Here is a 13,012-nt window from a genome sequence, read left to right as displayed (position 1 = left end):
ACCCCATCCACCACCATGATAGCGTACATGGTTACTCGGTGCCTGCGGGGCAAACCTTGACCTCAGGTTAAACGGGAAGTTGGTTAAAGACCAACACGGCCCCCGCAACGGTGATCGCACTGGATGGTTTATCCCACCTCACTCAAACCACCCTGGCCACTGCGTTGTAAACGTGGGAAGGCCGGTTTGAAGAGCTTTTTTAGCAGTGCGTCAGCCCAAAGACCAGCCTTTTGCCTTGCAGATTCACACAATGCGGGGTGCATTGGGAGATGGGTTTAATGTGCGTTCAATCCCCCCCCCTAGCATGTTGACTCTGCCGTTGCAACCACGCTACGGGGTTGTTGCGTCATGGGCAGATCCAAACCCTATTTCATCCCCCTTGTGTGGCTTCTATCATACTGGTTTCAGCCATTGGTGACGTTAAGAGGACATCCATGGCCTTTTTTGCTTGGGTGGTTAAACATCCTCGCTTGTTGTCCGGTTTTTTACGTTGCCTCCCTAACGTAAGAACCAGAGAGGGCAAGACCCCAGCAGTTCCAGGCTTTACTCCCCTTATGATTGGATGCGCAAACCAAGGGTGTTGGCCAATGCCTTTGGTTACCCCTATGGGCTGGCCACCCTGTTTGTCATGGTGTCTTGTCTCTACGACCTAGGACTACCCCATGAAAAAAGACCCCAAATCTGGGCCTTTCTTTTCTGATCACACTCAAACACAGCCTCAAATTATCGGCATATTTAAAGTCATGACCTTTAGTCGGGTTGATTATTCAGTCACGTAGCAAGCCCTCTCGCTTTGCGCCACGAGATTCCACCTCACCGGCCATGATTTCAAACTTTAGATCAATCACCTACCTGATCCGTTCATGGTCTACCACTCGGTGTGTTGTGCCAGAAGCTTACACCTCTGCTCATTGTTTTTGTCAGCCAGACCATCTAAGGCACTTAAAAACACCGAAGCATACTCTCGATTGATCATTGCAATCAGGGTTTGGCGCGCTTGATCAATGGCATCCTGCCCCCCCTTAAATATGGTACCCCACCCATTAAGATGGCCGTAAGCGTCATTCCTATCATAGGGTATCGTACCTTCCTTATCCCCTCTTCGGTTGTCCGTTCAGTGCCAGCCCAAACTTGGCCTATGGCAGACAAGCTATCTGTTTGGAAAGAACAACCGTGCCGCCACACTTTATTGCATGTCGCGCATACAAACCGTTCAATCTATCTATCGTTATTTACATCACAAAGTACAAACGGCATGGTATGTTCTATCAGTCGCGCTCTAAAACAGTTATAGGAGACACCATGTACAAAACATGGATAATGGTATGGATTCTTGGTTTGATCTGGGTTGCCCCCCTACACGCTCAGGCACCATCACAAGCCCAAAAACCCCTACAATTAATGACTGAAAACTACCCCCCTTTTAATATGGCCAAAAGTGGGCGTAGCAGCGAAACATATGCACCCATGATCCATGGCATCGCCACGGATATGATCAAAGAGCTGTTCAAAAGGGCGGATATTCCCTACACCCTACGCTTAACCCAGTGGCGTCATGCCTATGCCATTACGCAGAACAAACCGGGCTATGGGCTATTCTCAACCACCCGAACACCAAACCGAGAAGAGCTGTTTCAGTGGGTTGGCCCATTGGTGGAGAACAACTGGGTTTTCCTTGCAAAGAAGAGCCGCAACATCACCATCAACTCGCTGGATGATGCCCGAGCCTACAAAGTGGGGGGATATAGTGGGGATGCCGTGGCCAACTATCTACAAGGACAGGAGTTTATTGTTGAACTTGCCTCAAAAGATAAGAGCAATGCCAAGCGCATTAAAAAAGACAAAATTGATCTATGGGCTACTGGCCATCTGCTGGGCCCTTGGCTGGCCAAAAAGATGAAAGTGAATGGCTTGGAGGTGGTCTATCAATTTAAAACCACACAGATGTATCTGGCCCTTAGCCCCACCATCTCTAAAACCACGGTGGATACGCTAAATACAACCCTAGACAGCATGCGCAAAGATGGCACCGTCGACACCATACATCAGAACTATTTGAAATAGCCCAATCTAAAATTCAATACCCTTTGCCGCCTTAATCCCTTTTTTGTAGGCATGCTTTACCATACCCATTTCAGTAACCGTATCAGCGGCTTCAATCACGGCATCCGGCGCATTACGCCCGGTTAAAATTACATGCATAGGCTGGGGTTTTTCCTCTTGCAGGAACCCAACAATCTCTTCCCCACTTATCCATCCATAGCCGCAGCAGTAGTTGATCTCATCCAACACCACCAAATCATATTCACCACTGCGGATAATGGCTTGGCTAAAAGCCCATATTTCACGCGAGGTTTGCAGATCTTTTTCTGGGTTTTTGGTGTCCCAGGTAAAACCATCACCTAGGGCATGCCAATCAATATTCTCAAACCGGGTCGCCGCATACTCCTCCCCCGTCTGCCATTGACCTTTAATAAACTGGATCACACAAACCCGTTTGCCCCACCCTGCGGCACGGAACACCACACCAAACGCACTGGATGATTTACCTTTACCCTCTCCCGTATGCACCAACATAAGTCCAGGCTTGTGCGGGTTCTCTTTCGGTATCTCCCGCTCAAGCTTCTCCCCTTCACTGAAGCTGGCTTGGCGGATAAACTCAATCACTTTTTCAGCGGCTTCTGGGTTGAAGAGCAACCCCATATGGTTGGTGTGTACCGCACACCACTGGGCACCGGGCAAACGGGTTTCACTGACCTGTACCACCCCATCGTTATCGCCTGGAATATCCGGGATCAACAGACGTGTCAAAGAGTACGGCCAATCGCCAGCAACCACCCCAACCTCATGACCTTCAGGCATGCATCCCAAGGCTTCACCATCTAGCCCACTGTCATAACTTTCACCCAATAAGGAGCGTCCCCACCATTTTTTAAAAATGGTATGGGCCGCAAGACTACCCAAAAAGGGCGAACCCAGGGCAACCATACGACCAATTTTCAGATCAGGGTGCCGTTGCAACATCCGTAAAGCCACCACCCCCCCCAAGCTGTGACAAACCAGATGAACCCCTTGCTCCATCTGTTTAACCTGCTCAGCTAAGGCATCAGCATTTTCATCAACATTTTGAGTTCGGGTGGGGTAGCTGAAAAAAGTGGGTTCAAACCCTGCACTTTTTAGGCGGGCAGAGAGTTGCAACATCTCCCCCCCCTTCATCAACAAACCATGAATACACAACACCTGTTCAGACATCAGACACCCCCACTCAAACGCTTTAATATCTTCACTCTCTCATCCGCTGGCCGTTTACCAAGCTTGATCGCTTGTTGATGAAAACGGCCCCAATCTCCACCCACCTGTTCAAACAACCGTTCAAAAGCAGGTACCCATTGGTGGTAGAGACTAAAGAGAGCTAAACGTGCGTTATTTAAATCTTGATAGACCCAGGCATCATACTGGAAGCCATGTCTTGTTTTAAAGGTCGCATAATCATGACGAAATTGGGCCAGAATCTGTTTTTTCCCATAGCGCTTCACAGCCTGCTTTTGCTGGGTATCATAGAGCTCTTTTAATTGAAGGCGTAAGTGCGCGATCTTCTGTTTAAACAAAGCCTGTTTTTTGCGCTTTTGCTGATAGGCTTGCCAAGCCGCAGGATCCTGCATTAGCCACTGTTTAACCCCTAAACGGGCTACCGCTTCAGCATAAGACTCATTAAAAGCCGTATCATCGGCGATATACAGACGTTGATGGCCCAGCTCATGAAAAATTAAATGGGCTAAATCAGACACGGGCCAGTGGATGGTGGTACTCAGCAGAGGATCTGCAAACCAGCCCAGGGTTGAATAAGCGGGAATGGGCGATACAGCAACATCCCACCCTTCACTGCGTAGCTCCGCAGCCAGCTCTTGAGCCGCAGATCGGGAAAAATAGCCCCGGTAGCTCAAGCACCCCACCACAGGAAAACACCACTGTTTGGGGGTTAATGAGAGCTCAGGCGCCGCTGTAACCGACCACACAACATAGTCTCTATCCAGAGCCACATAGGTTTCATAGCTACCGTCACTGGGTAGTGACATATGCTTAAGGGCAAAATGGCGGAGATCTTGGCTATGCTGTAGACGTGTCTTAAGCTTGGGGTCCGTGGCATCGGCTGCCAACAAACCCTCGATAGATTGGGCCTTACTTATAAGCTCAAGCTGCCCCTGACCCGCCTGCCACACATAGGCTGGTGAGACACACCCCCCCAGCACCAACAGGCTAAGCACAATAAATACACGCACCACGTTCACCTTATCGGTTCTGCCCCATATGCGCCAAACCACACTCAGGACAGGCCCAGGTACGACCATTCCATTTGGTCCGGGTAATGACCTCTTCATCATCCAAACAGGGGGTACACATGGCGTAACCACACGAACAGGTCCAAGCAAAACTGACCGGCTGTTTGCAGAGACTACACGGGGGAAAGGTTTTCCCTTTTTTCCGGGCCCTGTGTGTTGTGGTAGACATTTAGCAAACCCCTTTATTCTTTAAAAAATCGGCATACTGGCGATCCTGCTGTTGAATATGCTCAACCAGCCACTGCTCTAAAAATGCAGAAACCTCATGGGTTACTTGACTTTTTTGGGCCGCATTTTCCGCTAAGCGCAGTGCCTCTTGATACTGGTTTAGCCGAACCTCAAAAACTTCATGCTGCTTTTTATGCTGTTCTGTCTCTGGATAACCATACCGTTCAAAAAGCTGCTCTTCATAGCGAAGGTGGGTACGCACATATCCCGACACTTGGTTCAACAACATATCCAACATAGCGCCTAGAGCATGACCATCCTTAATCCAGACAATCGACTGCTGCAAACCCTCAAAGGCTGCAAACAACCCTTGGTGTTGCTCATCAATGGTTGCAATACCCAGTGCATACTCTGGCTTCCATACCGTCATGACCATCTGCGCACTCCTTTTAGTGATTCAAGCGGTCCAAGACCGTCATCAGGAAACTTATAAGAGCCTGCCCGGTCTCACTATATACACCCAGGGATTGGTGCGCACCCTCTTTTGATGAAACGCCAACATTAAAGTTGACAAATCATCTATTGCCACCTATACTATCCGACGCCTATATTAGGCGATCTAAAATTTTATCTGTGCAACTGATCTGTTGATCCAGCATCCAGGTCGATCTGCCCAAAATACGTTGACACTCATGCCCCACAATGGGGTTTTTGTTTTAAGGAGACCTCACCCATGTCCATTACTCTGACTGAAAATGCGACCACCAAGCTCTCTACGCTCATCGCTGAAGAGAACAATCCTAACCTGAAACTGCGCATCTTTGTTTCTGGCGGTGGCTGCTCCGGTTTTCAGTATGGTTTCACCTTTGATGAGAACCAAGACGACAACGATCTGGTTGTTGAGTCTGGTGCCGTGAAGGTTTTGGTGGACTCCACCTCGATCAACTATCTGCGCGGTGCTGAGATCGATTTTGTTGAGGACCTTAACGGTGCCTCCTTCCAAATCAAAAACCCCAATGCTCAGAGCAGCTGTGGCTGTGGCAACTCCTTCACCCCTGCAGCAACGGGTGGTGGTTGCGGTCACGCCGGCTAAGCTTTTGGCGACGCCACAATAGAAGAAGGCCCTCCATTCCTATGGAGGGCCTTTTTTCTTATGCCGAGCAAGTCTGCTTTTCCCTATTTTTCCCATTCCCCCACCTTGCAATCATCGCCCCCCAACCCCATATTATACTCAGTAATCTATACGCAGTGCCTGGGCATGCAGGGAACGCCGCTGCCCAGCAAGATATTCTCTCTTGATTCCCATACAGAAGGTGGACCTTCTATGTCTGATCAACGCAGTGACGAACCGGAAATTGTGGATGCCATTATTGAAGAGGCAGAGGGCGAAGGAGACAACCCTGCTTCTGATGCAACCCCCCCGGTCCGTATTGAGAACACTCTACCTACTGAATTGGTCATCTATCCTTTAGGCGGGCGCCCGTTCTTTCCGGGTATGCTTACCCCTATTCAGGTCGAAGGTTCCCCGTATTTCGAGACCATCAAGCAGGCTATGGATGCCCATGGCCGCCTATTTGGCATCTTGGCCAGCCACGCTGAAGATGGCCAGGAGGTGTTTGATTCTGAACAGCTGTTTGGGATCGGCACGGTCGTGCGGATTTTGGAAGCCGCTGTGAATGAAGAGACCAAGCAGATCAAACTGCTGGCTGAAGGTTTATGGCGTTTTGAGGTGCGGGATATTGTCAGCGCCAAGGCCCCGATCGTCGCTCAGGTTACCCACCATAATAATCCTGTCTCTGTGGTGGATTCAGATGCGCTTAAACCTTACACCATGGCGGTTATCAACACGCTAAAAGAGATTTTAAAATATGACTCGCTCTATCAAGAGCAGGTTAAAATGTTTCTCTCCCGCCATAATTTCAGTGAACCTGACCGGTTAGCAGACTTTGTGGCCTCCATGACCTCTTCTAGCCGTGAGGAGTTGCAGGAGGTCCTGGAGACCTTACCCATTATGGAACGGCTGGAGAAGGTTCTGACCCTGCTCAAAAAAGAGCTGGAAGTGGTCAAACTTCAAAATAAAATCCAGCGTCAGGTTGAAGAGGGTATTGCCGAGCACCAGCGGCAATTTTTCTTGCGGGAGCAGCTTAAAGAGATTCAAAAAGAGCTGGGGATTACCAAAGATGATCGCACCGCAGAAATTGACCGCTTCCGTGAGCGCCTTGAGCAACTGACCCTGACGGAAGAGGCGGAACAGAAAATTGAAGAAGAGCTGGATAAACTGGCTATTCTTGAAACGGGCTCCTCGGAATATGGCGTGACCCGTAATTATGTCGACTGGCTAACCAGCCTGCCTTGGGGTGTACACTCCACCGATAAGCTGGATATCAGTCGAGCTCGTCGTATTTTAGACCGTGATCATGATGGTCTGGAAGATGTTAAAGAACGTATTCTGGAGTTTCTGGCGGTCGGCAAGCTAAAAGGGGAAATTGGCGGTTCCATTATTCTTTTGGTGGGTCCTCCTGGTGTCGGTAAGACCTCCATTGGTCGCTCCGTTGCCAACGCTGTTGGGCGGGAGTTCTACCGCTTTTCTGTTGGCGGTATGCGCGATGAAGCTGAGATCAAAGGCCACCGACGTACCTATGTTGGCGCCATGCCAGGTAAGTTTGTACAGGCCATTAAGCATACCAAAGTGGCCAACCCACTAATTATGCTGGATGAGGTGGATAAAATTGGGGCCAGCTTCCAAGGTGATCCAGCCTCAGCTCTGCTGGAAGTGCTGGATCCCGAGCAGAACTCAGAGTTTCTTGATCACTATATGGATGTCCGCTTTGACCTCTCCAAAGTGCTCTTTATCTGTACCGCCAACCAGTTAGATACCATTCCCCGGCCGCTCCTGGACCGCATGGAGGTTATCCGTCTGTCTGGCTATATCACCTCTGAAAAAGTTAAAATTGCCCGTAACCACCTGCTACCCAAGCAGCTGGAGAAAAATGGCCTGGATAAATCCCAACTACGCATGAGCAACGGCGCATTAAAAGGGATTATTGAAGGTTACGCCCGTGAAGCTGGCGTACGCCGACTGGAACAGAAAATCGGCAGCATTGCCCGCAAAGCCGCCGTCAAAGTACTTGAAGAGGTACCCCTGCCGATTAAAGTTGGCCAGCAAGAACTGGAAGATTTTTTAGGCAAACCGGATTTCCGCGAAGAAAAACCCCTTAAAGGGGTTGGTATTGTCACCGGCTTGGCCTGGACAGCTCTGGGTGGTGCCACCCTGGATATTGAAGCGGTGCAAACCACGACTGAAGGCAACACCATGCTGCTAACAGGTCAGCTGGGTGATGTGATGAAAGAGTCCGCGCGCATCGCTTTTAGCTTTATGCAATCCAACGGTAAAAAGCTGGGTGGGGATCCTGGTCGGCTTAAGGGGAATATTCACCTGCATGTACCAGAAGGCGCCACGCCTAAGGATGGTCCATCAGCCGGTATAACCATGACCACAGCCCTGCTCAGCCTGGCTCGCAACCAGCCGCTGCCACGCCGCTTGGCCATGACCGGGGAGATTACATTGACCGGTAGTGTTCTTGCGGTTGGTGGTGTACGGGAAAAAGTTATTGCAGCCCGCCGGGTAGGTATCCGTGAACTGATTATCCCTGAGGCATGTCGTAAGGATTATGAAGAGGTCCCAGACCATATTCGTGAAGGGTTCACCGTCCACTTTGTGAAAAAATATACCGAAGTGGCCAAGATTGTATTTGGGTAATCTGATGTTACGACACCCCTCTATGGTAATGTTCTTACTGTTGCTGCCCATAACAGGCTACAGCCAACCAAGCCCTATGGGCTTAGCTGAGGCTGTTCAAGCACCACCGGCCATTCACCAAGAGCTGAATGATAGCCAGCTCCAACAGTTGGATGCGCACAACCCTCAACACAGCGATGGTAGCGTGCACCTATGCGCCGGGAAAAAAAGCTGCCCCTTGGATAAGCTGTTGGGGAACAATGTTCATGGGGGTAGCTATCTTAGCGAACCTGTCGTAACCCCCATGCGGGTTGCCGATGATGCCAGTTGGTCAAAAAGAAAACGTCGCCCTTTTCCAACCCAACTTGTCATACCCAGGCCCTTTAAGGTTGGGCAAACATGGCACCGCAAATGGCCAGTTAAATATGTACCACTAAAAGGTACACCCAAAACAGACACACCCCAAAAATCAGTGACCGTACAACCGACAGTCACGACACAGCAACCCACACCACCAAAAGCCACTGCCCCTTTAGCTGTGGCTAAAAAGGCTTTAGACCCCAAACCACCTTTAAACAACCGGCCAAACCCAGAACCCAAAGAGATACTTAGCCAAGAGACACAGCAACCGCTGGCTAAAAAACCTCCCGTCACTCCGGTCCTGGAACAAGCCCCACACGCCGCCAAAAAACTGCGGAAAAAGGTGACTGAGCCACGCATGCGCACCACGGAGAGCGTGGCCGTTGAAGAACCCATGACTGTTTTAAGCCAGGGTTTAACCACCTCTGAACCCATAGCCGCCCCAAGCAGCACACCTGTGTTGTTAAAGACCCCTACTCCACAGCCCTATGCTGAACCCCCATTAACACTGGAAGATATTGGCTTAGGCGAAGCGGCTGCTTTACTGAGGGAACCCAGCACAACAGCGGTGCCGAGCAACACAAGAGAGCCCTCCACCCAAAAACCGGCCACCACCGCTCAGCTAACAGAGCCCACACTGTTTGGTGCATCACAAAGCAGCCGACAAGAACCTACCCCTTTGACGGCTAATTTGGAGCATGCCGATTTTGTCCTCAACGCTTCTCCCGATCTGCAGTTAGGGAAACTGCCGGCACCAACCAGACAAGCGACAAGCCAGCCCAATACGCCCATGGAGCGGCCAGACTATGCTATGCAACTGCTCACTAAGGCAGATGCCGCTTTGAGGGAGCACTACCTATCACGCCCGTCAGGGCGTAATGCTCTTTTTTATACCGATATGGTTTTGGATCTGTATGCCTGGGATAACCAGACCCGGGTCCATGCTTTAACCATTATCCGTCGCATCCACCGGGCCTTTATGCTGCTCACCGAAGAGGCGTTGGATAAAGGTCAGAAGAGACGTGCTAAGGGGTTGCTCAACAAATCTCGTCGGGTATTTAAAAAATATAGCCTCCGAGATCCAGATGGCGCATTGCAAACACATATGGACCAACTACAGGCACGGCTTTAAGAACAAAGAGATGACGCTAGACCACCCCAGCAGGGTGGTCTAGCGTTGGCATAGAACCAGGGGCTTTTTACCTGTTTGCCATTGTAGAGCTTCATTCTTGGCTTGTGCACCACACCCCAAACGCTTAATGGAGACCTGTAACGGCAAGGGCAACGCAGGTACAACCAAGGGGCTTTCAAGACCACGTAGGGAAAAATAGGCCGCGTCAATATGGGCTCCAAGCTGCGTCCCTTGCCACAAGGGTGAGAGCACACCGGCGGTTTCAATCTGCGCCCCATTAAGGCCAATACCTTTAAGGCTATAGGGCATGCCGCCACCCCCTGTACGGGTTAAGTGCCCCTGCCAACGCCAGGGCGTTAAATGAACCCCCTGGAGATCCGCACGAAAACCAACCGTGTTACTATCTCCAGGGTACAGCTGAGCTGGGCGAATACTCTTGAGCTTAACCACCCCTTCCAGCACCCCCAAGACAGCAGATCCACTCTGTAGCGTCAGCTGTTCCTGACCAACCCCTAAACGTACAAGCAGATCATTGATCGTTGCCCGTTGCGGGCCTTTAAAAGGTTCGGCCAAATGGGTACCACCAACCCATGTTACCACCCCTCCATTTAACCCGAACTGCACCATACCCTGAGCATCTTTCAAGGGCGTTTTTCGGTTAAGGGGTGGGTAGAGCCCTTTTAGGTCAATCTTAGTCAGTTTTAAGGTGCCACTTTTTAGTGTGATATCCCGCACACCAAACTGATCCTCTTTCCACTTAAGCCTTTTCCCCCAATGACCGTGCTGACGCAGTAGTGGCCACAACTTTTGCCCCTGAGCTTCACCGCCCTGCCCCGTTAGATGAAAATGATAGCGTGGCCCTTGTGCCTGTTTAACCTGTACCTGCATCGGCTTTAGCACACCCAGGGGAGACTGAGCACCCTGAAGGGTAATCTCCCCCTGTTTTTTATTCCCCTTACCCTGTACCTGATGCATGACCAAAGGAAAAACAGACGGGGGCAGATTCATAGGCCCCATACTTTCGGTTAAACGCAGTCGCTCAAAATGACCACTCCAACGTTTACCTTGCCCTGTCAGCTCCAGGTTTTGCACCTCTCCCTGACGAAATTCAATGCGTTGAGCCGTAAGCTGTGCCCAATTTTTTCCGTTTAAACGCAACCGACCAGATTGGATTGAAGTATGACCCAATTTACGAAGAAGGGTCATCCCCCCCTTTTTTCGGGTCCATGTCCCAACCAGATCCACGACCTTTTCAAAATCACCATTGAACTGGTCAATCTTTAGTTCAACTTTTAGGGGGGAAAGGGTGTGTAGATAGACTTTTCCCGACAGTTTGGCATCGTCTTGGTTCAGGGTCAGGCGCTGTACCAGAACAGCTTTTTCAGGATCCCACAACGCTTCCGCCCAACTGTTGGAAAGCGGGAATAAGAGTAGAGATAAACCGAGCAAAAAAAATCTTACACCCACAGAAAACACCCCTCTGAATGCATCTAAAGATAAGCCCTTGGACAGATCATCAACCATGACGGGCATTCATATAGGCCTGCTCTGAAACCGAGTGCCAAGCCACAGCCTGAGCGCGGAAAGCACGGTACGAATCATAAATCTCTTTAGAGAGTGGATTTTCATGGGCGATCTCTGCAACCACTTCATCCGACAGATCCCTTAACTTCACCAGCACATCTTTGGGATAGGGACGAAGATCCACTTTATGCTTGTTCACCAAAATCTCTAAGGCTGAATTGTTACGGGCCGTAAAGTTTGCCAACATATTCATATTGGCCACTTTAATGGCATTTTGCACAATGCTCTGTAGATCTTTAGGTAGTGCCTCAAAGGATTTACGGCTTATTAAACACTCAATGGTGGTTCCTGGCTCATGCCAACCAGGATAGTAATAGTATTGAGCCGCTTTATAGATGCCAAAAGCCAGATCGTTATAGGGCCCCACCCACTCTGTGGCATCAATTGTACCGGATGATAAAGCCGAAAAAATCTCACCACCAGGGATGTTAACAGGGGTTCCCCCTGCCCGTTTCAGCACCTCGCCACCCAAGCCGGGTATGCGCATTTTCAACCCGTTAAGGTCCTCAACCTGATTAATCTCCTTGTTAAACCACCCTCCCATCTGCGTACCTGTATTACCAGCCACACTGGGGATCAGATCAAACTGACGGTAGAGTTTCTCCCATAGCTGATAGCCACCCCCTTGGTAAATCCAGGCATTCATCTCCTGCGCAGTCAGCCCAAAAGGAACAGCCGCAAAAAACTGGGTGGCGGGGTGTTTACCTTTCCAGTAGTACGCGGCCCCATGGCCCATATCAGCCGTACCGCGAGAGACAACATCAAAAATCTCAAACGCCTGTACAAGCTCACCTGCCCCAAAGACTTTGACCTCCAGGCGGCCCCCACTCATCTCTGTAATGAGTTTAGCGAGCGCATTGGCTCCCGTCCCTAAACCAGGAAAATTACGGGGCCATGCCGTCACCATTTTCCAACGAATTTTACGCTTGGCCGAGACAATAGCCGGTGCACCCATCGCGGCCACTGCTGTGGTGGCAGCAGCTCCTTTAATAAAGGTACGTCGGGGTAAGGGTGAAGAACTCGGATTTTTAGTATCACTCATGACAGATCTCCCTGCTTAAGCAGGTACGGTGTAGAAACCCTATTTGTAATTGAACGGTCTACTGTAGCAGATTGGCTTTCAGGACGCATGGACCCGGAAACCTTAAAAGCTCAAATAGTTGGGCCAAATTTATAGAAATTTCGTTGCGTTTGTTACATCTGTGTTGCAAAAAAATTGGTTGTCCATATCTCGCTCAACAGCACTATATTTTTCCGCTTCTTAGTCACTGGATCTGGCATAAATACAACTTTTATTCAATAAGGATCAAATTGACACCTATAGAGTGATCACCTAGTTTTATACACAAGCGTATATGTACAGATGGATCTGTTAATCAAACTGCATATGAGGTGTGCCATGGGTTGCATCAAAATGGGGTTGAGCGCTGCTTTTGCCTGGACGATGATTGCATTTATAGTATTAGGTAAAGAACAAGCAACGGTCGATTGGGGATGGATCGCCCTGATTGGTGTATTGCTACTCTTTTCTGGTTACATTTTCCGGCTACTGGCGATGCCCTTTCAACCGGTCAAACGTCATTATCACTCAGCATCCTGAGACGTACCATCGGGTAGGAGGCGGGGTTACCCCCGCCGACCTCCCACACCACCGGGCATACGGATCACGTACCACGGCGGTTCACATTT

The 13,012-nt window shown here is 50.0% G+C and carries 10 protein-coding genes, 1 pseudogene and 1 riboswitch; of the genes and pseudogenes, 5 read left to right on the top strand and 6 right to left on the bottom strand.

The window, feature by feature from the left end; all coding sequences use genetic code 11:
* The first annotated feature begins 19 nt into the window (after positions 1 to 19).
* Positions 20 to 245: riboswitch (cobalamin riboswitch) on the top strand.
* Between the two features lie 1,057 nt (positions 246 to 1,302).
* Positions 1,303 to 2,064 carry a substrate-binding periplasmic protein gene (locus V5T57_RS04040; protein ID WP_332889880.1) on the top strand — a complete coding sequence of 254 codons (762 nt, stop codon included), beginning with the start codon at positions 1,303 to 1,305 and terminating at the stop codon, positions 2,062 to 2,064.
* A gap of 6 nt (positions 2,065 to 2,070) precedes the next feature.
* Here V5T57_RS04040 and cobO read toward each other — a convergent pair whose 3' ends face one another.
* The 4 genes and pseudogenes from cobO to V5T57_RS04025 all read right to left on the bottom strand — a co-directional run bounded on the left by cobO (position 2,071) and on the right by V5T57_RS04025 (position 4,944).
* Complete coding sequence (cobO, locus tag V5T57_RS20865; protein ID WP_442918165.1) at positions 2,071 to 2,610, bottom strand: cob(I)yrinic acid a,c-diamide adenosyltransferase; 540 nt, start codon at positions 2,608 to 2,610, stop codon at positions 2,071 to 2,073.
* 321 nt (positions 2,611 to 2,931) lie between these two features.
* A pseudogene (locus V5T57_RS20860) lies at positions 2,932 to 3,252 on the bottom strand (esterase/lipase family protein); the annotation flags it as partial.
* The gene (locus tag V5T57_RS04030) at positions 3,252 to 4,280 is read right to left on the bottom strand and encodes an aminopeptidase (protein ID WP_332889878.1); all 1,029 of its coding nucleotides are present in this window, start codon (positions 4,278 to 4,280) and stop codon (positions 3,252 to 3,254) included. The gene V5T57_RS04030 and the pseudogene V5T57_RS20860, both read right to left, overlap by 1 nt.
* Positions 4,281 to 4,509: 229 nt before the next feature.
* Positions 4,510 to 4,944: a bacteriohemerythrin gene (locus V5T57_RS04025; protein WP_332889877.1), complete on the bottom strand. Its 435-nt coding sequence runs from the start codon at positions 4,942 to 4,944 to the stop codon at positions 4,510 to 4,512.
* Positions 4,945 to 5,241: 297 nt separating this feature from the next.
* Here V5T57_RS04025 and erpA point away from each other — a divergent pair, with 297 nt between their 5' ends.
* From erpA to V5T57_RS04010, 3 genes are all read left to right on the top strand, one after another.
* The gene (gene erpA, locus V5T57_RS04020; RefSeq protein ID WP_332889876.1) at positions 5,242 to 5,601 is read left to right on the top strand and encodes an iron-sulfur cluster insertion protein ErpA; all 360 of its coding nucleotides are present in this window, start codon (positions 5,242 to 5,244) and stop codon (positions 5,599 to 5,601) included.
* A 231-nt stretch (positions 5,602 to 5,832) separates the two neighbouring features.
* Positions 5,833 to 8,268, top strand: coding sequence for an endopeptidase La (gene lon / locus V5T57_RS04015; RefSeq protein ID WP_332889875.1), 2,436 nt, complete (start codon positions 5,833 to 5,835; stop codon positions 8,266 to 8,268).
* A 4-nt stretch (positions 8,269 to 8,272) separates the two neighbouring features.
* The gene (locus V5T57_RS04010; protein WP_332889874.1) at positions 8,273 to 9,739 is read left to right on the top strand and encodes a hypothetical protein; all 1,467 of its coding nucleotides are present in this window, start codon (positions 8,273 to 8,275) and stop codon (positions 9,737 to 9,739) included.
* A gap of 39 nt (positions 9,740 to 9,778) precedes the next feature.
* Here the strand turns inward: V5T57_RS04010 and V5T57_RS04005 are convergent, their stop codons facing one another.
* Positions 9,779 to 11,206 carry a hypothetical protein gene (locus tag V5T57_RS04005; protein ID WP_332889873.1) on the bottom strand — a complete coding sequence of 476 codons (1,428 nt, stop codon included), beginning with the start codon at positions 11,204 to 11,206 and terminating at the stop codon, positions 9,779 to 9,781.
* A 49-nt stretch (positions 11,207 to 11,255) separates the two neighbouring features.
* Complete coding sequence (locus V5T57_RS04000) at positions 11,256 to 12,365, bottom strand: TRAP transporter substrate-binding protein (protein ID WP_332889872.1); 1,110 nt, start codon at positions 12,363 to 12,365, stop codon at positions 11,256 to 11,258.
* A 357-nt stretch (positions 12,366 to 12,722) separates the two neighbouring features.
* Between V5T57_RS04000 and V5T57_RS03995 the strand changes: the two genes are divergently transcribed.
* The gene (locus tag V5T57_RS03995) at positions 12,723 to 12,923 is read left to right on the top strand and encodes a hypothetical protein (RefSeq protein WP_332889871.1); all 201 of its coding nucleotides are present in this window, start codon (positions 12,723 to 12,725) and stop codon (positions 12,921 to 12,923) included.
* Positions 12,924 to 13,012 lie beyond the last annotated feature (89 nt).

The sequence above is a fragment of the Magnetococcus sp. PR-3 genome (assembly GCF_036689865.1).
GTDB lineage: Bacteria > Pseudomonadota > Magnetococcia > Magnetococcales > Magnetococcaceae > Magnetococcus.
This window is presented reverse-complemented; position numbering and strand designations above follow the sequence as displayed.

Excerpts from the sequence above, each read along its gene's own strand:
- V5T57_RS04040 (WP_332889880.1), top strand. The coding sequence starts at position 1,303 with ATGTACAAAACATGGATAATGGTATGGATTCTTGGTTTGATCTGGGTT.
- V5T57_RS04025 (WP_332889877.1), bottom strand. The coding sequence starts at position 4,944 with ATGGTCATGACGGTATGGAAGCCAGAGTATGCACTGGGTATTGCAACC.
- erpA (WP_332889876.1), top strand. The coding sequence starts at position 5,242 with ATGTCCATTACTCTGACTGAAAATGCGACCACCAAGCTCTCTACGCTC.
- lon (WP_332889875.1), top strand. The coding sequence starts at position 5,833 with ATGTCTGATCAACGCAGTGACGAACCGGAAATTGTGGATGCCATTATT.
- V5T57_RS04010 (WP_332889874.1), top strand. The coding sequence starts at position 8,273 with ATGTTACGACACCCCTCTATGGTAATGTTCTTACTGTTGCTGCCCATA.
- V5T57_RS04000 (WP_332889872.1), bottom strand. The coding sequence starts at position 12,365 with ATGAGTGATACTAAAAATCCGAGTTCTTCACCCTTACCCCGACGTACC.
- V5T57_RS03995 (WP_332889871.1), top strand. The coding sequence starts at position 12,723 with ATGGGTTGCATCAAAATGGGGTTGAGCGCTGCTTTTGCCTGGACGATG.